The sequence below is a fragment of the Companilactobacillus nantensis DSM 16982 genome, from assembly GCF_001435815.1.
Lineage (GTDB): Bacteria > Bacillota > Bacilli > Lactobacillales > Lactobacillaceae > Companilactobacillus > Companilactobacillus nantensis.
Genome location: NZ_AZFV01000029.1, coordinates 1 through 19859 on the forward strand (window position 1 = coordinate 1; position 19859 = coordinate 19859).

Consider the following 19859-nt stretch of genomic DNA (forward strand, 5'->3'; position numbering starts at 1 on the left):
CCATGCCGGGCGCACATAAAAAAATAACCATAACAGCCTGTTTTAGGTTGATATGGTTATTACTTGTTAACTTATTTAGTTTTTTTCGTTATATAGGCAGTGGCTCTAAAACGAGCTACACAGGCCAATTTCTTCCGCTTTGCCTAACTTCCCAAATCATCCACAAAGTTCAGCGGATAATTCGTGAAGTCATGCAAATGCTCGGAAATTCTCGGGCCTGTTTCACTCTCTTATATTTGAAACGAGTTCCGACAGGGCAACTCCTTCCGCTTTTCATAGAACTGTAAATCACACGCAAGACCAGCGTGTAATTCACAGTTCTACGAAAATGCTCGGGAGCTGACCGCCCTGTCTACACTCTCTCTAGAATTCTGCATTACCCGGTGTTCTAGGATAAGCAATGACATCTCTGATATTTTCCATACCTGTGATGTACATGATCAATCTTTCAAATCCGATACCGAAACCTGAGTGAACTGTACCACCGTACTTACGTAATTCTAAGTACCACTTGTAGTCGTCTTCGTTCATATCAAGTTCAGCCATTCTTGCTTCTAGCTTATCAAGACGTTCCTCACGTTGTGAACCACCAATCAATTCACCGATTTCTGGAACTAACAAGTCAGCTGCTGCAACTGTCTTGCCATCTTCGTTAGCACGCATGTAGAATGCCTTGAAGTCTTTAGGATAGTCTGTGATGAACACTGGCTTCTTGTAAACTTGTTCTGACAAGTAACGTTCATGTTCTGAATCTAAGTCAAGTCCCCAATAAGGTTTAACTTCAAATTCAACATCTGTGGCTTTTTCCAAAATGTCGATTGCATCTGTATAAGTTACGTGAGCAAATTCTTCGCCAGCAGTAGCTTTCAAACGGTCAATCAATGTGTTATCAACGTTTTCGTTCAAGAAATCAAGTTCTTCTTTAGCATGATCCATTACGTAGTTAATAACGTATTTCAACAATGCTTCAGAACAATCCATTTCATCTTTCAAATCAGCGAAAGCCATTTCTGGTTCAATCATCCAGAATTCTGAAGCATGACGACCAGTATGTGAGTTTTCAGCTCTAAATGTAGGACCGAATGTATAAACGTTTCTGAATGCCAAAGCAAATGGTTCAACTTCTAGTTGGCCACTAACTGTAAGGTTAGTTTCCTTTCTAAAGAAGTCTTCGTTGTAATCAACTTTACCTTCGTCTGTCTTTGGTACATTGTTCATATCAAGTGTTGTTACTTGGAACATTTCACCGGCACCTTCAGCATCAGAACTAGTGATAATTGGTGTGTGAACATAAACGAAATCATTTTTTTGAAGGTATTCGTGGATAGCAAAAGCAGCTAGTGAACGGATACGGAAGACAGAATAGAATGTATTTGTTCTAGGACGCAAGTGGGCGATTGATCTCATAAATTCATATGAGTGAGCCTTCTTTTGTAGTGGATAATCAGCGTCAGAAGCACCTTCTTCGATAATTTCTGTAGCGTGAATTTCAAAAGGTTGTTGAGCTTTAGGAGTTAATGCCAATTCACCGACAACTTTGATAGTTGTACTGATTGGGAACTTAACAACTTCAGCGTAGTTTTCCATATCGCTTGTCATAACAACTTGCACATTCTTGAAGAATGAACCGTCGTTTAATTCGATAAAGCCAACTCGTTTTGAACCTCTGATTGTACGAATCCAACCAGAAACAGTGATTTGGTCACCGTCAGCAAATTCTTTTTTGTATAAATCTTTAACTAAAACGTTTTGCATTGATTTCTCCTTATGATTTAGGAATACTATAGACGAAAAAAAGATCCTCCATCCCCTATAAAAGGGACGAAAGATCTTTCCGCGGTACCACCCAAGTTTTTTGTAAAAAAACACCTCAAAGTACATTAAATACTTGCCAATTATAACGTACTGGTTCACGTCGTAGCCTACTGTTAAGTTCAGCCCGAAGAAACAAAGATGTTCTTCCTATATACCGACACGCCAAGCTCTCACTACCCTTGACTCCCTGTGGATAAAGTATATAGTACTCCTTCTTTTAATATCTAAGATATTTTAATTTTCTTAAATGTAGCATATTTTTGTACAGCTTGTAAAGTACAATATTAACGAAGACATGTTTAAAAATGAGGTTTTTATTATGAAAAAATCAATGAAATGGCTACTTGGCATTGTTATTACACTAGTAGTTTTAGTGGCAATCGTCGTCGGATTTATTAAAAATAAAGAATATCAACCATCCGCAACGGCTACAATAGCCGCTCAAAATAGTACCGTCATCAACAATACAATTAAATTTCAAGGTTATGACACTCGTCCGAAAGTCATCTTCTATCCTGGTGCTTTAGTCGATCCTAATAGTTACAGCATTTGGGCAAACAAGGTGGCAGAAGCGGGATACAGCGTTTATATCGTCCGTTTTCCTCTCGACTTGGCCGTACTAAATGTTAATGCCGCCAGCAAAATTCAGGGTAATTCCGATTACATAATCGGTGGTCATTCTTTAGGTGGAACAATGGCCAGCCGTTATGCGAAAAATCATCAAAAAAAACTCAAGGGTGTTTTCTTTTTAGCAAGTTATCCTGAAAAGAAAGGCGATTTACATGAAATTAAAGTACCAATCCTCTCACTAACTGGAACAAATGACGGAGTTTTAAACTATACCAATTACAAAAAAGCTAAAAAATTGCTACCAAATAATACGGTTTATGAACAAATTTCTGGTGGTAATCATGCCGGCTTTGGTAGTTATGGCAAGCAAAGCGGCGATTCTCCTGCCTCCATCAGTAATGCTAAACAACAAAATATTATAAGCAAGTTGTTAATAAATTGGTTAAATCACACAATTAGTGAATAAAGTAAAACGTTTTCATAAATTTCCACAAAAGCGCATACATTTTTGTTATACTTGGTCTAGTCGTTACAGTTTTTGGGGGAATTATGACTATCTTAATTAATAAAAAAATCAATTTAAATGAAGATTCAGACACATTCATTCAACAATATATCGAGTACTTGCAGGATGTTAACCCTAAGGATTTGTACGAGGGTTTGTCCAACAAGCAAATTCTCAAAAACAAGTTTATCTTTAAAATTAATCAACTTGAGAATTTAGATCTCGTTAACGTTGACCTACATATTACAAATAATGTAATTTATGTCTTAGCCAGATTTTGGAATTCTAAGATCATTAACGTTGGAGCTATTCCTTTGACTAAGAGCCTTAAAATGGCTTTAGCCCAAGATTCATATCCAACACTTGCAATTGATGGTGGTAACTGCAAAAAGGTTGTCACGGACGAAAATGGCGAAGATACTATCATTGATTACTTCGAACCATATCAATTAACATTGCAAATTCATAAGGCTGAACCAGTCAATTGTAATGTCGAAAAAATCGATACTTTGTATCACCGTACTTTCAAAAGTGAACAAAGTTTAATTACTATTTCTAAAAATCTCATGCGCTGTTTTGCGGTATTTGGGTTACTTTTAGGACTAGGATTTATGTTCCTTGGTTTCTTCTTAACTGGCTTGATGGTGATTATCGCCTTCTTCGGTGTTAATTCTTATACTTTGTTGCTTGCTGATACACATATGCAAACACAACAACAACGAGTCAACTCTTAAAAGCATCCCTTTAGGGGTGTTATTTTTTTACCATCATTTATTTAACCAAATAAAAAAGGAACCCAATGGATTCCAATCTATAACTATTTTCTACGCTTATAACCAAAAGCTCCAACAATCGTCATCAAGGATGTTCCTAAAATTCCTAAGACACCACTTCTAGCTGCACCGGTTTTCGGTAAGAAACCTTCACTAGCTGCATTAGTTATTGCACGTCCATTAGAAGGTGTGGCTGCACTGGCAGACACTTCTTTAGCTAAGGTTTCTACTCTTGTTGTTGTCACAGGATTATCTGGTTTGCTAGTACTTTGGGTAACTGTTGAGCCACCATCAGAATCCCCATTATCTGGAGTTACATCTGGAATCAAGTCTGGAAATGGATTTTCCGCTTCGCCATCTGTATCAGGTTTTAGATTCGGATCACCTATATCTAAATCATCTGGATTTGGTGGATCTGTTGGGTCTGGTTTTTCTGGTTCCTCTCCTGGCTCTTCTGGGTCTGGGTCTGGATTTTCTGGCTCTGGATCTGGCTTCTCTGGCTCTGGATCTGGCTTCTCTGGTTCTGGATCTGGTTTCTCTGGTTCTGGATCTGGTTTCTCTGGTTCTGGATCTGGTTTCTCTGGTTCTGGATCTGGTTTCTCTGGTTCTGGAATAACTGTTACTACTTCTGATTCATCCTGAAAATCCCAACGATGTGTTTCTCCACCAACAATATTCACATCATTAGCGACAATATTTCCATCCAAATTATGATGAACGTTAACGGTAGCTGCTGGAGCAAGAACACTACCCTGGAATGTTGCATTCATTTCAATGGCACCTCGATATAACTTGTCACTGGATTTGCTGTTATAAAAGTTCCATAACAAATGATTATCGTCGAAAATTTCTGTCTCTTGATTATGCCGATCTGTCCCATCATTGTATTTAATTTTAATGGGTGAACTCATAGAATAAGAGTCATCCCCACCGGTATCAACATTAATTATTACCGTTGTACCAGTTTTATCTTTACTAATCCCATCAATCGTTAAAGGTGTATTCCCACGAAGGACTTCAGCAGATAGATTAATAACAATGACATTTGCTTCATTTGGAGTATAATCCTTCAAACTAATAACGCGTTTATTAAAATCTGTAAATTCATTATTAGTAACAGGTTCCCTTTCACTTTCCATTCCAGCAAGGTTAACTGACTGATTTCTCAAGAATTCAAAAGCACTATTAAAGTCAATATATTTATTATTATCCTTGTCCTGAAATAGTTCATCTTCAGTTAAGTGATCAAGATGTATTCCGCACACCGTCAATTTGTCACCGCTCAGGCCCAACTTTAATTCATTTCCAAAAACGACTTTATTATCTCTAACATCATTTTTTTTAATAAATGAACTATGGGCAATATCACTTAAATCTTGAATATAATGTATATCCCTTTCTAACGTTCCAGTATGAATTTTTGTTCCGAAATTAACTTGTCCATCCAAACTTCCTACGGCCAAGTTTCCATTTGTATGTGCTTTTAAAGATGCTGAGTTAGCAAAAATATGAAAATAAGCAGCATAATTCAACAAATTATTATTAGCACTTGGAAAATCAGTCAAAACATTCCCACCATCTTTTACCGCATCATTATTAACCCTGGTTAGAATGCTAAAAGTTTGTTCAATCTCCTCTAGGTCTGCCGCATTCAATCTTCTCGTTTTTAGTAAATTCGGTAATATTGGTACGTGTACGACCGATCTTGCTGCACCCAGTCCTATGGATAATCCAGCTGCTGTAAGCATTACTTTCCTCTTCATATTCTCACTTCCCTCTTTGTGACTTTCTTAACTTAATTATATTTTATAAATTTACTTGTAACTTTGTCACGTCTAAACACATAAAAAAACTGGCAATCATCTGCTGATTACCAGTTCCTTCATTAAATAAAATATTTTATTTTTTATAAATTCCTTTGTCTTTTATATACCAAGCAACGTCGTCTGGAACAAAGTACTTCAACGATTTACCCTCACGAACTCGTTGTCGAATGACCGTTGAACTGATTTCAATCACTGGTGTATTGACCCACAAAATGGGATAGTCAGATTTCTTTTCGAAACCTTTCCGACAGACACCAACGAAATGAACTTCCTTCACAAGTTCATCAATATGTGACCACTTAGGCAAGTTTTCAACCATATCATAGCCAACTATCAAATAATATTCCGTGTTCGGATTACGTTCTTTCAAATGTTTAATCGTTTCATATGTATAGCTGACACCACCAAGGTCAATATCTGTCATATCCAACTCAAAATGAGGATTATCTCTGATGCCATATTTGACCATATTTATTCGATCATCGACACTCACTTTGGGAATATAGCGACTAATGCCACGATGTGGTGGAATCTTATCAGGAATAAATAAAATTTTATCGAGATCCAATTGTTCATAAACTTGTTCAGCAATCATCAAATGTCCATTGTGAATCGGATTGAACGCCCCACTTAAAATTCCCACATGCTTCTTTTTGGCATTGGTTTGCAACTGTGGTTGGGCTCTGGTTTTTGTAATAACTGATGCTGCAGTATTCATAAATTCACCTGCTTTTAACAAACTATTTTTCAGTTATTATTATAGTCTTTATTAAATCCTTTTGAATGGTGAAAGACCTTGAGCTTTGATTTCTCGATAAAGAACCAGCATATACCATGTATCACAAATTAGTGTTAAACCAACAATTACACTCATAAAACCAGTTGGATCTGCCACCGCCTGCAACAATCCAACCGTTAGTGGAGTTCCGAGCCATTTTGCGGCTGCAACCATGAAAGATTGACCAGCAATTGGGTTATCAAATCTTTTACGACTGTAAAATTGAGAAACAAATAAAATACTCATCACTAAGTTTTGAATAAGGGCAATAAATTTTGCGACCTCAAATGAATCGTGATGAAAAATAGTCATTGAACCAAAGAAATTTGGTCCGAGCAGCATAATTCCAAACGAAGCTACGATTCCAATAATGAACATAAAGTAAAAAATTGGGCGGTTAATTCCAAATCTTTGCTTGTAATCTTTAGGGCCATATAACAACGTACCAACAACAATCAACGCATCAAATATCATCCAAATTACATTAATAATAATTAGTGTGATTGATGATGCTGGTGGATATATTACTGAATAAGTAATCTCCCAAGCAAAATTTAAACAAAGTGCAGCAACTGGCATCCCCGGTGTTTTGTCCTTAAAAATGCGGTAAACGATACCAAAGTATGTTATTGTCCAAGCGACACCACTAATTAATGGTGCTAGTGTATTAAAATCCATATTTTCACTCCTTCATGTGATAATGGTTATAGTATTAACCGAAAACTGCATACCCTCAATCAAACTGTGACAATATCACATTACTTTGTCACAAAAAGGAGTTCCATTTTGGACTTAGAAAAAAATACTCGTTTATTTAATGCTCTGGCTAATCTTCATCTCAATAAACAGCTAGACGAAATCACAATATCCGAACTGACTAATCAAGCCCAAGTTTCACGAATGTACTTCTATCGCAATTTTACGACTTATAAAGATATCATTGACCAGCATATTACTGAGTTGCTAAATCATTTTTTAAGAATTACTACTAAAAGAAAAAATTTAACCATCGAAACGACTGCTGTACTATTCTTCGAAACACTACAATTCGATGCCAAATCATTAACTGTTTTTTTGAATAACGGTGAAACGGAATGGATTGAACACGACTTTGAAATTGGCTTGAGTAAATTAATTGAACATGGCGTAGTTCAGGGTTCTAATGACAAATATTGGCGTGCTTACACGGCAGGTGGACTTAGTCGCGTTATCACTATTTGGTTACAAGCAAACACTCAAGAGTCACCTAAAATTATGGGTGAAAAAATTTCTCAAATCATTCTTCAAAATCAATTTCTTTCTTAACTTCAAATCTTTTTAAAACAAATAGGGTCATCAATCCCCAAATCGGATTGATGACCCTATTTTGTCACACACTCTACGCAAAATATTTTTCCGTAGCATGTTTATATGCCTTTAATAAGGTTGCCACCGCATCATTAGCTTCTTTAGAGTTAGGCGCCAATAAATCAAAGCCATGAAAAGCTCCATGGTAAACCTTCATTTCGGCATTCACGCCAGCCTTTTGTAAATTATGTATATATTCTCTAGTTTCATCATAAAAGGGTTCGATATCACTAATAAAAGTAAACGTTGGTGGTAATCCAGCATAATTTGTTAAACGTGCTGGAGCAGCATATGGTGCTACTTCTTCCGTTTGAAACTTTTCACCTAAGTACAATTTCCAAGCAGCTTGGTTCGCTTTAATATTCCAAACTGGTGCATCATTATCAATCATTGATTGTGTTAGCATCCGATCATCTAACATTGGATAAAGTGGTATTTGATAAGCTACATTTACTGTTTTTTTATCTCGAGCATAGGCTGTTACTGCACATGCCAAACCACCGCCGGCGCTCTCTCCACCTACAAAAATTTGATTATCTTTAATACCTAAATTAGTAACATTTTCTTTCATCCAAACTAATACATCATAAGCATCATGAAGTGCTGCTGGATAAGGTGCTTCTAGCGATAAACGATAATCTGGCGAGACAACGACTGTATTACTAGTTTGAATAAAGCGTTCAATCGTCTTCGTTTCAATTTCTGGAATACCAAACGCATATCCACCGCCATGAATCCATAACAATCCGGTAACTGGTTCTTTAGGATTTAAATCTTTTCGACAATAAACACAGAGTCGCAATTTTTCACCGTCTCGTCTAGGAATATAAAATTCTTTCTTTTCAATAGCTTTATCCTTAGGCTCATGATTACGTACAAGTTTAATAATTAACTTCTGTACTCTTTTAAACCTACTCTCAGAATTGAACTGAGCAATCACTCTCAATACCCGTCCATTAAAACGCAAATCTTTGGCTAGCATCTTATTAGTCACACGCATAATTTTAATTTCCTTCTATGACTTACTTATGACTATATTATAGTGAAAATTTGCTTTTCAAAAAGAACGTCGTTACATAATCAAGACTCACTGTAACAGTGAAATTATTTATTTTGATAATCATGAACTGATTTTTGAAGACGATTCAAACCATCTTGAATCATTTCCGTTGGGCTGGCAATATTCATCCGAATAAAGTGTTGACCATCACCACCGTAAACTGAACCAGGTGTGACAATTAAACCACTGTCTTTTCTAATAAATTCAGCCAATGCCTCAGCGTTATCGGTAATCTCAGCTACATCAAACCACAATAGATATGTGGCTTCACCTTTAACCCATTTTATTTCTGGAATGTTTTCAGCAAGAAAGTTTAAAACTAACTTTCGATTAGCACGTAATTTATCTTTCAAAGCTTGTAGCCATACATGTCCTTTGGTATAAGCAGCAATTGTTCCGGGAATAGCAACAAAATTTGGTTCAGCCAACTCCTCACTGTTTAATCCACGGCTCACTTGACCACGAAGATTTGCATTTGGTACGAGAACTGTTGCTGCGTGCATTGCGGCCACATTAAAGGTCTTACTTGGTGAAACGGCCACAACGACATTGTCTAAATACTTGGCATCCAAACCAAAAATCGGATTGTAACCTGACTCATTCAACGTTAGATCACCATGAATTTCGTCACTGAACAATTTCACATCATATTGTTGGCACAAACTGGCAATTTTGGTTAACTCATCAATACTCCAAATTTTTCCAACTGGATTATGAGGATTGCAAAGAATCATCATGTTAGTCAATGGATCACTTAATTTATTTTCTAGGTCGACAAAATCAATCGCATATTGATTGGTATCAGCATCGTAAACTAAGTCACTTGAAACAACATGGCGACCATTGTTAACGATTGAATTATAAAAAATATTGTAGACCGGAGCTTGCACTAAGACGTTATCCCCTAGTGAAGTTAAACGACGAACGGCCGAAGAAATTGCTGGTACAACGCCCGTCGCAAAAATCATCCAATCTGTTTGTGGACGAACGTTATGCTCTGTGGCATACCAGTCAGCAACTGCTTGGAAATATTCAGTCGGAACTTCTTCATAACCGAACAAGCCCATCGCAATTTTTTCTTGCAAAGCTGCAACAATTTCGGGAGCTGTTTGAAAGTCCATGTCAGCAATTGTCATAGGCAATTCATCAGTTCTAACGTCCCATTTAGCTGAATTACCAGCTCGCTTTTTATTCAAAGTTTCAAAATCGTATGACATTAGGCACCTCGTTGACAAAGATCAGAATTAACTTGTATATCAGTAGCTTTAGGATCAATTTCAGGATCATCGAAAATAACTTTTCCAACTGATTCTACTTTAATCACACCATTGATAGGATTCTTAATACTCATCACATTAGTTGTAATGTCAGCGTCGATATTTGAGCAGTATTCAAAGGCCAAATCAGTCCGTAAAACTTTACAGTTGACCATCTTCAAGCCATCGATATAACAAAGTCCTTGATCACTTTCAATCGTACAGTTGATCAATGTAATGTTCTTAGTATTCCAAGCCAAATATTCACCACTGATTTTTGAATCATAAATCGTGACATTTTCACAATTCCAAAAGGCATCCTTAGAAACAAATGTAGAGTTGTGAACTTCAACATTTTTGGCACCATCGAATACGTAATTTCCAACAACGTTCAAATTCTCAGCATAAATATTTTCACTATCTTTACCGAAATAATTACCGTTCACTTGGACATTATTCAAATTGATATCCTTACAAGTCCACATCGTTTCTTCAGCATCAGCAAAGTGAACATTGTTCAACTTAATATCTGAAGCACGACGGAATAATTTAGGTGCCTGTAAAGCTGAGTTATTAATTTCAATGTCGTGAGTATACCAAATGCCCGAACGTGACATCGTTTCAAAAATACTGTTATCAACTTTGATATGTTTGGCGTACCAAAGTGGGTATTTCCATTTAAAGACAACATCATCTAAAGTGACATCGTCAACTTCCTTCAAAGGCGATTCACCTTGTCCAAAAGTTGTATCTTTAATATCTGCTCCATGAATTTTAAATAATGGTCGTTCACCATCAAAGTAACCTTCATTAATTTGTTTTCTCATTTTTTTACTTCCTTGATTGATAATTTTTATATTTGCCATTACGCTTCCGCCAGCTCCATTAATTTAACAGGCATTTTAATTTTTCATAATAATAGGTTCTAAAAATCAATAACAAGAGACAGACCTTATTACAACAAAGTTAATTTTAAAGCCTAAATTTAATTATGTTAAATACTTATCTTGAATAATTAACTATGCATTTAAATTATAGGTTGGTTTCATTTGCCGCTTGTAGTTCATACAATTCGGCATAGTGTCCACCGGCAGCTAATAATTCTTCGTGGGTTCCTCGTTCAATAATTTGACCCTTACTCAAAACTAAAATCTGGTCAGCATCTTGAACTGTTGATAGTCTGTGAGCAATCGCAATAGTCGTTCTGTCATCTCGCATTTTAGAAAGTCCTTTTGTGATACTCTGCTCCGTTTGTGGGTCAATGTTAGCCGTAGCTTCATCCAAAATTAAAACTTTCGGATTTCTCACAATTGTCCGGGCAAACGAAATCAATTGCCGTTGGCCAGTGGAAAAACTAGCACCACGTTCAGTTACTTTGGCGTGATACTTTCCTGGTAATTTCTGAATGAAATCATCAGCATCAACGAACCGACCCGCCTGTTCAACTTGTTCATCAGTGATCTTGTCATCAAACATTCGAATGTTTTTGGCAATATCTCCATAAAACAAATATGGTTCTTGAATAACTAAACCTAACTTTTGACGTAATTCTTTCGTTGAGTAATCTCGAATATCGTGATCATCAATAAGAATTTGACCTTCACCGAACTCGTAAAAACGCAATAACAAACTAATAATCGAGCTCTTACCGCTACCAGTGTGACCAACAAAAGCCACTGTCTGTCCTGGTTGAACAGTAAAATTGATATCTTTCAAAACTGGTTTACCAGGCACATAACTAAATGTCACGTGGCGAAATTCAATCTTTCCCGCACTAATAGCCGCTTGACTGGCTTCATTTTGAGCTGGTGCGTTCGTTTCATTGTCAAATAATTTCATGATCCGATAACCGGCAACTAAACCATCTTGATAAAATGACATATAATTCATCACATCAGATAAAGGATTAAAGAAATTTTGTTGATATGACAAGAAGGCATAAATGACACCTGCTTCAACCAAAATGTGCATACTTTGCCAACCAAAACCGCTCAATGAAATAACTTCCGCCAAAACGAACATCAAACTAATCGTTGGATATAGTAAGAATGCGTTGACGTTAATCATCTTGTTACGCATGCGGAAATAAGCACCATTACGGTCTTCAAATTCTGCTGTCATCCGTTGTTGTTGACCGAATTGTTGAATAATATTGATTCCCATTAATGATTCATTCAGTTTTGTATTAATTTGACTCAAATATTCACGTAAATGTTGATAAATTTTAAAACTCAACTTTTGATACAGCCAAATTAAAACGTATAAAATTACGACAAATAAGGCAGTTGCCAATGCTAAAACGACATTAACCGATAACATAGCAATAAACGCCGATACCATTGCAAAGAAAGCAATGATAATCATCAAAAATAGCGTCCAAAAGTTATACAACGTTTTCGTATCATTCGTTACACGCGACACAATTGAACCAGCTGGTGTCGTGTCAAAATAGTTCAATCCTAAAGTATGTAACTTGTGAAATAACTTACTTCTAATTTGTTCAAGCGTTCGTTCAGCACCCATCGCAAAGGCAAATTCTTCAATAAACTGGACGACAGCTTTGATCAAAGTTCCGATACCATATAAAATGGCAAAAATCACAATTACTTGCACGCCAGTACTTTGGTGAGCTAAATAATGATCCATGTAGTATTGCAACATTCTTGGCAACAAAACATTGATAACACTCAAAACAATTGCAAAGACGACAGCAATACCAAATTGCTTTTTAAACAATCCGGCAAATTTAAATAGTCGTTTTAAAACTTGGCGTTGATCTTTTCTAGTTAAAGAATGAATCTCATCAAGTGTTTTTTTATCCTCATCGTTCATTATTCAGCCTCCCCTCTAATTCAGCATTCTTTTCTTGAAGATTAAACGTATCCGCGTACCAACCGGGTTTATGAAGCAATTCTTGGTGTGTACCTTGTTCAACAATTGTCCCATCATCAACAACAATAATTTCATCAGCACTCTCAACCGAACTTAAGCGACTGGCAGCAATAATTGTTGTTCCATGTTGACGATTTTTAGCAATCCGTTGTTCAATATTACGTTCCGTTTTCGAATCCACAGCTGACAAAGAATCATCCAAAATCAATAGTTTCGGATCACTCAAAATTGCCCGAGCAATCGCTAAACGTTGTTTTTGACCACCAGACAGTGAAACACCTAATTCACCAACTTGAGTATCGTAGCCATCGGTCATTTGTGAAATATCACTATCCAAATCAGCAATGTAACTTGCCTCAGCAACCTGAGTTTGAGTAGCTTTAATATTGGCAAAACGAACATTATCACGTACATCAGTTGAGAATAAAAAGTTGGTCTGTGGGACGTAACCGATCGTATCCAAATAACTATTGATATCGTACTTACGAATATCAATTTTACCGACCTGAATATCTCCATCATAATGGTCAAAATCACGCATCAATAAACTAATAATGGTTGATTTACCACCACCAGTTGGACCGACAATACCAAGAGTTTGACCAGCAGCTAATTTAAAATGAACATTTTTCAAAGCTATTGCTTGATCGTCAGGATAATGAAACTTATCAATTGCAAAGTCCAAAGTTCCATTTGGTACAGTCGTAACAACATGCTTTGGCTTAACTAGTGAAGATTTTTCAGCTAGTAATTCATTGATTCGGTCATAACTAGCTGAACCTCTTTCGAGTAAATTAAAGAGACTGCCGACCGCATACATGGGCCACATCAACTCAGCCATATAAGTAATAAATGAGACTAATTGACCAATCGTTATCCGTTGGTTTAAAACAGCTAAACCACCAAAGACAATCGTCACTGTGTAAGACAATCCCATAATCACAGTTGTCAACGGATCAAACATTGCATCTAAACGATAAGACTTTTTATTAGCTTGAATATTTTCAGCTACATATTTATCAAAGTCTTGTTCGTCTTCTTTTTCTTGACCCAAGGCCTTTAATACCTTGATACCAACGACACTCTCCTGTGTCTTATTGTTGATACTTGAAAAAGCAGCTTGTGAATCTTTAAAGGCTGTGTGAATTTTCTTACCTAAAACATTCGCCATAACAGCTAACAAGAGTAATGGCAAGACAGCTAAACCGGTTAATTGCCAGTCAATCATCACTCCCATTGCTAAAATCATCGACGTTCCTGTAATCAAAGAATCAGCCAACGTCAAAATTCCGGGACCTGCGACATCACGAACGGCATCAATATCATTCGTTGCATGAGCCATCAAATCACCAGTCCGCCACTTTTGATAAAAAGTAGTATCCATCCGCATAAAGTGTCTGAATAATCGGCTTCTCAAATCACGTTCCAAAACATAAGAACTTCCATAAATCATCTTTTGCCACAAAAAGCGCAAGAGATATTGCACAATTGCAACGACAAATAAGACAACCATGTTTGTAACTAAAAAACGTGTCGTCATGCTTTTTTTACTAACAGCATCGACGACATCCCCAATAATTCGTGGTGGAATAACATTACAAATTGCAACCAAAATCAGTGCAATCACACCTACCAAATATTGTTTCCATTGGTGTTTAAAAAACCAACTCAAACGAGAAAAAATCCCCATATTTATCTCACCACCTATAATTCAATTTACTTTGGTAATTACTTTACACCTTAGAGCTAACTTCAACTCAAGTGAAACGACTTAAATTCATTAATGAAAACGTTTTTACTATTTATTTGTAGATTGCCGCCTCCATGAACAAAAAATTTAGGTCGCAGTGGGGACCGACTAGAGCACAAGGTCTCCAGTCTCAAAACTCGTCCCGTGGTGTAATGGCTAAAGCCATAACGCACCTTTACTGCGACCTAAATTCTTATTTCTTCCAGCAAGTTTATTAGTTGCTTTTTTGTTTAGAATTGTAAGATTAACCAAATTTATAGGCTATTTCACAATTCTGGAGACTGCATAAATATCACATCGCATTAGAATATCCAAACACAAAATCTACTTTGAAATTTTCGACTATAAGTCAATAAAAAATAATTTCAGCAAAAAGACCTCTATCGAATTTAAAAATTCAACAGAAGTCTCTTATTATTATATTTAAATAGATTTTTAATCTAACAATTCAGTATTCTTAACATCATCAATTGTCTTAGTACCAGCAAGTTGCATAGTAATTGCTAGTTCCATGTTCAAGTGTTCGATAACATCTGTAACACCTTGAGCACCACCGAGGTTCAATCCATAAATAATTGGACGACCTAGAGCAACTAAGTCAGCACCACTTGCCAAAGCCTTGAAGACATGTTCACCACGACGAACACCACTATCAAAGACGATTGGCACACGTTTGTCGACTACTTCAGCAATGTATGGAAGTAGAGCAAATGAAGCAGGTCCACCATCTAATTGACGACCACCGTGATTTGAAACCCAGATACCATCAGCACCGAATTGAATAGCTAATTCAGCATCATCAGGTGATTGGATACCTTTAACAAAGACTGGAAGTCCTGACATATCCTTGATCTTTTGGATATCTGTAGGTACGATACCTTGTTTGGCGGAAGCATAAATTTCACCGATACCTTTACCTTCACCGTCACCAGCTGAATATCCAGCCAAGTTAGGCATTGGTAGTGGGAATTGGAACTTGTTGATGACATCTGATTCACGATAACCACCAAGCGTTGAATCAACTGTCAAAATAATAGCTTTAGCACCAGCCTTAACAGCTTTCTTAATCAAGAATTCATTAAACTTGTCATCTTTACTCATATACAATTGGAAAAACATTGGTGAATCTGGAGCAGCGGCAGCAGCATCCTCAACTGATGTACTTGCATATGTACTAATTGAGTAAATTGAACCAGCAGCAGCAACACCTTTTGCAGTGTCGGTTTCCCCTTTAATGTGTGCCAAACCATGAGCTGCAGATGGAGCTTGGATAATAGGAGTCTTTAAATCAATATCCCATAATTTTGTACTCAAATCAGCATGATCGATACCTTGTAAAACACGAGGCATAATTTCTTTGTCATTAAATGCTTCAGTGTTTTCGTTAAGTGTCCATTCGTCCTCGGCACCGCCACGAATATAACCAAAGGCACCCTTTTCATTGCTCATATGATCTTTAACACGAGCCTCAAGGCTAGCTAAATTTACAATATCAACATGATTTTCAGCAGTACTTGCTTCGTACTTTTTCTTATTCATCATTAGGAATCCCATCCTTTACTTTTTTGTCGTAATTAATTAACAGGATCAGTTTAACCTAAGTTTTTAAATTTTGCTGGGATTTGTTCCGGTTTTTATCAATTAATTTTTAATATCAATGAAATAATTTATTTTATATTAAAAAGTGACCTATTTTCAGTCTATTAACTTCAGATGTAATTGACGTTTTGCCAAACATTTTATATGTGAAATATCACTTAATCTAATCAATCTTTAGGCAGACAAATACAATAAATTGAAACAGCAAGCACTGCGATAGCAAAGCTTATTTTGAAATTATCGGACCAGCCCAAATTCAAATTTTCCATTTCAAAAGCTTGGAACAAACATAGCAATCACGAGCATTGATTGCCTTTACATGAATTTCGTTATATATGGTTTCTATGATATTCTTTAATTGATTTAAAAATAATTAGCGGGGGATTTATTATGAAGAAGAACATCCCAATCATTGCTCTTACATTAATGGTTTTAACAAATATTGATGCTGTACAAGGTATTAACGTACAAGCAGCCAATAATTCTGTTACTACAACTAGTCAAAGTAAACACACCACTACTTTTCTAAACCTACCTAAGTATGATGGAAAAGACGTTGTTATGATGGACGGAGACCCAGATACATACGGGCAAACTGTTGGTCTATACGAACTTAAAAATGGTCAATTATCATACACTGGAAACAAAATCAAACAATTCAATGGACATTACGCACAACTTTGGAAAGCTGACAAAACTACTATTAATGGAAAAACTTGTTGGCAAGTTGGTAAAAACCTTTACCTCAAGTCCAAGCGCATAGTTAAAGTCACCGTTAATGAAAAAGATGCTCAATACAGGTCATTTGGTAACGATGGTAATAAGAACAATATGGCTAAATTAAGTGATGACGGTATGGGACCAATTCAAGTCAATAATCCCAATGGAAATTACGTACCAATTATGAGTCTTCAAAAAGATGGCTCATTTACACAACTTGAAAATAGAAGTCTAGCTAATGACTCCCTTTGGAAAACTAATCAAATTAGAAAATATAATGATAACGTGTATTGCCGTATTGCTACAAATGAATGGGTCAATGCAACTGCTTACGTTGTGAAATAAAAAAACTTATATGAAAGAGACTGATTACATGTCACTTTCATATAAGTTTTTTTTACGCAATTAAAAGAAATGTTAAAGTATCCCACACGCAGTGCAAAATTATTGATGGCCAAATATTTTTAGACTGTGTAAATATCCACCCCATTAATGTCCCAATTACTAAAACAGTCAAAATGTTTATTATCCAAGCAGAAATATTCATATTGGATACAAAATATACCGGCAGATGTATCAACAAAAACATAATTGTTGATATAAAAATAGCCGGCCATTTTTTTATTTTTGTTAAAAGTATATTTAAATACCCTGCTCTAAATACTAACTCTTCGAAGAATCCAGCACCAAATACAATACCAAGTAATTGACCACCTCGTGTCGTGAATGGATGACTAATTAACTTAATTCCATGCTTGGAAGATATTGCACTAATAAACAAATAGATTAAAAAAATTACTAATAGTATCCAGAATTCTTTGGGGAAATTACGATTAAATAATTTTTGCGTTTTTACAAATAACTGCTTTTTAAAAGTATGCAGTAGCCAAAAAGTTAAACTCAACCACACTACGCCTTTAATAACAAAATTAATTAATAAATCGTAAGTCGATGTAAATTGTGGCAGTTTGATAATGATCGAATACAAAAATGTTTGTACGATCAACCAAATTAACCAAAATCCAATGTAACTTCCCCAAAAGAGTCTTGATTTATTTTTCAAAATAATACCTCCAAGTATCTTTTTGAATATGCAAAACAACTGAACTTTTTTGAAAAGTTTTTATTAGATCACCCTTTCCTCGCACATCTTATACTTATTTTTGACCAAGTGCATTACTCAAATGCAAATATGCTACGAAATGAAAGCCAATGCCTGCCAACAAAAAGATTGCCCCTAGTGGGACAAGGAACAATGAAGAAATTATTGCCAAAACGTACAATGACATACTGATTAATGGATCAAAGCGACTTTTTGAAAAATCAGCCTGTTGCATTCGTTCCGATTTCAAATCTGGATGCTTCCCAGTGTAACGATACAGAATATGGAATGTCCCAGAAATGAACAATGCAATTACTGCATAAGCAATGAACGCTATTCGAATGTCGTTATTATTCTCACGACTGATTGTCTCTGCAACTAAAGCCATCGGATAATTAATCAGCGTAATGCTAAATAACATCAACAAATTAATTAAATTTAACCGACGGTCAATTGATTTCAAAGCTTGAAAATAATCATGGTGAAATAACCATAATGTTCCCACGTAAAAATACGAAACAATATACGCCACTAAAATCGGCCATTGTTTAATCATTGCTGTTAATAAGTGACCCGTTTGAAATTGAGGTACAGTAAACTCCAAAACTAAAATCGTTATTAAAATTGCAAAGACACCATCACTAAAAGCTAGTAATCGATTTTTTGTCAAAGAAACGCCCCCTATTCAGCTTCTTTTTGTCGACTCAATATCTTATTGAACAAAATTGGACAAATCAAACAAGTAATAATAGCTGCTAATGTGATGGCCCCTGATTGAGCTGTTGTAATCAATTTCAAATTACGACCAACTTGTAAGATTGGCAAAACCAAAGTAATTGTCGTTGAAGTTAAGATGGCTGCAGCAACTGAATAGCGATTACCAAATTGTTTACGAAAAGCAAAGTAGACGATTGCTTTTGATAATAGAAAGGCAACCAAGAAAATTGGAATCAACATCAAAGCTTCTTTATTAGTAAAGAGTTTTCGTAAATTCAAATTAACTCCAGTAGTAATAAAGAAAACTGGAATGAAGAATCCATATCCCATCGAACTTAATTTAGCTTCGGTGTCAGGCTTTGGTTTCAATAATTTCATAACAGCCCCAGCCAAAAAGGCTCCTAAAATACTTTCGGCACCGATTTGTTCTGCAAAAGTCACTAAGACAAAAATCAAGAAGAATGCTAAACGAATATCTAGTTGTGTGGTTGATTTATCAATCTTTTCGAAGAACACATAAACCCGATTGAATCGATGCAACAAAACAATCGCAATTAAAAAAATCACTGGCAATCCTAAAACAGAAATATAGTGTTGCTGTTTGACAGCCGAATAAATTGTTAATCCTACTAGTGGGATAAATTCACCAAAAGCCGACGTCAGCAAAATTGTTTGGCCATACTTAGTATCAAGCAAGCCAACTTCTTTTAAGAGTGAAATAATCACACCCAAGGCAATTGTACTGAACAAAATAACTGCCAAAATGAATTGATTGAAAATACCGGTAAAATACAAAATACCGCTTAAAATTATCGACATAATAAAAATCGATGTAAAACCAGCAAAAGCAGTCCCTAACGGTGAGAAATCCTCCTTATTCTTCTTAGGTTCTAGCAATGAAAAATCAATTTCCATTCCACCTAAGAAAATTAGCATGATGACACCCAAGTCTGCAATATACTGCACACTAACATCGGGCCGCACAATATTAAAACCAGTTTTACCAATAATTATTCCCATAATGATTTCCGAGATTGCTGTGGGCATTCTAGTTAAGTGAAATCTCGCAGTAATGAGCGGTGTCGCCAATGCCGCAAATAAAACAATTAGTAATGCAAATTTTTCCATACTTATAGCCTCTTCTAACCT

The 19859-nt window shown here is 35.9% G+C and carries 17 protein-coding genes and 1 other annotated feature; of the genes, 4 read left to right on the forward strand and 13 right to left on the reverse strand.

The genetic code is table 11. The features are described from left to right. Positions 1 to 363: 363 nt before the first annotated feature. Positions 364 to 1755, reverse strand: coding sequence for an asparagine--tRNA ligase (gene asnS / locus FD31_RS11130; RefSeq protein ID WP_057892856.1), 1392 nt, complete (start codon positions 1753 to 1755; stop codon positions 364 to 366). A 59-nt stretch (positions 1756 to 1814) separates the two neighbouring features. Continuing rightward, positions 1815 to 2046, reverse strand: a binding site (T-box leader). An 88-nt stretch (positions 2047 to 2134) separates the two neighbouring features. Between asnS and FD31_RS11135 the strand changes: the two genes are divergently transcribed. Then, positions 2135 to 2851, forward strand: a complete 717-nt coding sequence (locus FD31_RS11135) for an alpha/beta family hydrolase (RefSeq protein ID WP_057892857.1) — start codon at positions 2135 to 2137, stop codon at positions 2849 to 2851. Positions 2852 to 2934: 83 nt separating this feature from the next. Next, positions 2935 to 3624: a hypothetical protein gene (locus FD31_RS11140; RefSeq protein ID WP_057892858.1), complete on the forward strand. Its 690-nt coding sequence runs from the start codon at positions 2935 to 2937 to the stop codon at positions 3622 to 3624. Positions 3625 to 3707: 83 nt separating this feature from the next. Here FD31_RS11140 and FD31_RS11145 read toward each other — a convergent pair whose 3' ends face one another. The 3 genes from FD31_RS11145 to FD31_RS11155 all read right to left on the reverse strand — a co-directional run bounded on the left by FD31_RS11145 (position 3708) and on the right by FD31_RS11155 (position 6945). Continuing rightward, entirely contained in the window at positions 3708 to 5426 is a 1719-nt protein-coding gene (locus FD31_RS11145) for a collagen-binding domain-containing protein (protein WP_083483656.1), read from the reverse strand. 136 nt (positions 5427 to 5562) lie between these two features. Next, positions 5563 to 6207, reverse strand: a complete 645-nt coding sequence (locus FD31_RS11150; protein ID WP_057892860.1) for a nicotinate-nucleotide adenylyltransferase — start codon at positions 6205 to 6207, stop codon at positions 5563 to 5565. Positions 6208 to 6258: 51 nt separating this feature from the next. Then, on the reverse strand, positions 6259 to 6945 hold the full coding sequence (locus FD31_RS11155; protein ID WP_057892861.1) for a transmembrane-type terpene cyclase: 687 nt from the start codon (positions 6943 to 6945) through the stop codon (positions 6259 to 6261). Between the two features lie 108 nt (positions 6946 to 7053). Between FD31_RS11155 and FD31_RS11160 the strand changes: the two genes are divergently transcribed. Continuing rightward, positions 7054 to 7572, forward strand: a complete 519-nt coding sequence (locus FD31_RS11160; protein ID WP_057892862.1) for a TetR/AcrR family transcriptional regulator — start codon at positions 7054 to 7056, stop codon at positions 7570 to 7572. A 73-nt stretch (positions 7573 to 7645) separates the two neighbouring features. On the opposite strand, the gene FD31_RS11165 is transcribed toward FD31_RS11160, so the two are convergent. From FD31_RS11165 to FD31_RS11190, 6 genes are all read right to left on the reverse strand, one after another. Continuing rightward, positions 7646 to 8614, reverse strand: coding sequence for an alpha/beta hydrolase (locus tag FD31_RS11165; protein WP_057892863.1), 969 nt, complete (start codon positions 8612 to 8614; stop codon positions 7646 to 7648). A 104-nt stretch (positions 8615 to 8718) separates the two neighbouring features. Beyond that, positions 8719 to 9891: a MalY/PatB family protein gene (locus tag FD31_RS11170; protein WP_057892864.1), complete on the reverse strand. Its 1173-nt coding sequence runs from the start codon at positions 9889 to 9891 to the stop codon at positions 8719 to 8721. Continuing rightward, positions 9891 to 10757 (reverse strand): DUF3737 family protein, encoded by an 867-nt coding sequence (locus tag FD31_RS11175; protein WP_057892888.1) that lies wholly within the window; start codon positions 10755 to 10757, stop codon positions 9891 to 9893. The genes FD31_RS11170 and FD31_RS11175 overlap by 1 nt, the downstream gene beginning before the upstream one ends. 205 nt (positions 10758 to 10962) lie before the next feature. Next, positions 10963 to 12762 carry an ABC transporter ATP-binding protein gene (locus FD31_RS11180; RefSeq protein ID WP_057892865.1) on the reverse strand — a complete coding sequence of 600 codons (1800 nt, stop codon included), beginning with the start codon at positions 12760 to 12762 and terminating at the stop codon, positions 10963 to 10965. Further along, entirely contained in the window at positions 12752 to 14512 is a 1761-nt protein-coding gene (locus FD31_RS11185) for an ABC transporter ATP-binding protein (RefSeq protein WP_057892866.1), read from the reverse strand. The genes FD31_RS11180 and FD31_RS11185 overlap by 11 nt, the downstream gene beginning before the upstream one ends. A 495-nt stretch (positions 14513 to 15007) precedes the next feature. Beyond that, positions 15008 to 16114, reverse strand: a complete 1107-nt coding sequence (locus FD31_RS11190) for a lactate oxidase (protein WP_235805358.1) — start codon at positions 16112 to 16114, stop codon at positions 15008 to 15010. A 447-nt stretch (positions 16115 to 16561) separates the two neighbouring features. Between FD31_RS11190 and FD31_RS11195 the strand changes: the two genes are divergently transcribed. After that, entirely contained in the window at positions 16562 to 17236 is a 675-nt protein-coding gene (locus FD31_RS11195; protein WP_057892867.1) for a hypothetical protein, read from the forward strand. Between the two features lie 52 nt (positions 17237 to 17288). Here FD31_RS11195 and FD31_RS11200 read toward each other — a convergent pair whose 3' ends face one another. From FD31_RS11200 to FD31_RS11210, 3 genes are all read right to left on the reverse strand, one after another. Then, on the reverse strand, positions 17289 to 17954 hold the full coding sequence (locus FD31_RS11200; protein ID WP_057892868.1) for a CPBP family intramembrane glutamic endopeptidase: 666 nt from the start codon (positions 17952 to 17954) through the stop codon (positions 17289 to 17291). Positions 17955 to 18048: 94 nt separating this feature from the next. Then, entirely contained in the window at positions 18049 to 18663 is a 615-nt protein-coding gene (locus tag FD31_RS11205) for a TMEM175 family protein (protein WP_057892869.1), read from the reverse strand. Positions 18664 to 18674: 11 nt separating this feature from the next. Next, positions 18675 to 19838 (reverse strand): cation:proton antiporter, encoded by a 1164-nt coding sequence (locus tag FD31_RS11210; protein WP_057892870.1) that lies wholly within the window; start codon positions 19836 to 19838, stop codon positions 18675 to 18677. Positions 19839 to 19859: the final 21 nt, after the last annotated feature.

Excerpts from the sequence above, each read along its gene's own strand:
- asnS (WP_057892856.1), bottom strand. The coding sequence starts at position 1,755 with ATGCAAAACGTTTTAGTTAAAGATTTATACAAAAAAGAATTTGCTGAC.
- FD31_RS11135 (WP_057892857.1), top strand. The coding sequence starts at position 2,135 with ATGAAAAAATCAATGAAATGGCTACTTGGCATTGTTATTACACTAGTA.
- FD31_RS11140 (WP_057892858.1), top strand. The coding sequence starts at position 2,935 with ATGACTATCTTAATTAATAAAAAAATCAATTTAAATGAAGATTCAGAC.
- FD31_RS11145 (WP_083483656.1), bottom strand. The coding sequence starts at position 5,426 with ATGAAGAGGAAAGTAATGCTTACAGCAGCTGGATTATCCATAGGACTG.
- FD31_RS11150 (WP_057892860.1), bottom strand. The coding sequence starts at position 6,207 with ATGAATACTGCAGCATCAGTTATTACAAAAACCAGAGCCCAACCACAG.
- FD31_RS11155 (WP_057892861.1), bottom strand. The coding sequence starts at position 6,945 with ATGGATTTTAATACACTAGCACCATTAATTAGTGGTGTCGCTTGGACA.
- FD31_RS11165 (WP_057892863.1), bottom strand. The coding sequence starts at position 8,614 with ATGCGTGTGACTAATAAGATGCTAGCCAAAGATTTGCGTTTTAATGGA.
- FD31_RS11170 (WP_057892864.1), bottom strand. The coding sequence starts at position 9,891 with ATGTCATACGATTTTGAAACTTTGAATAAAAAGCGAGCTGGTAATTCA.
- FD31_RS11175 (WP_057892888.1), bottom strand. The coding sequence starts at position 10,757 with ATGAGAAAACAAATTAATGAAGGTTACTTTGATGGTGAACGACCATTA.
- FD31_RS11180 (WP_057892865.1), bottom strand. The coding sequence starts at position 12,762 with ATGAACGATGAGGATAAAAAAACACTTGATGAGATTCATTCTTTAACT.
- FD31_RS11185 (WP_057892866.1), bottom strand. The coding sequence starts at position 14,512 with ATGGGGATTTTTTCTCGTTTGAGTTGGTTTTTTAAACACCAATGGAAA.
- FD31_RS11190 (WP_235805358.1), bottom strand. The coding sequence starts at position 16,114 with ATGATGAATAAGAAAAAGTACGAAGCAAGTACTGCTGAAAATCATGTT.
- FD31_RS11195 (WP_057892867.1), top strand. The coding sequence starts at position 16,562 with ATGAAGAAGAACATCCCAATCATTGCTCTTACATTAATGGTTTTAACA.
- FD31_RS11210 (WP_057892870.1), bottom strand. The coding sequence starts at position 19,838 with ATGGAAAAATTTGCATTACTAATTGTTTTATTTGCGGCATTGGCGACA.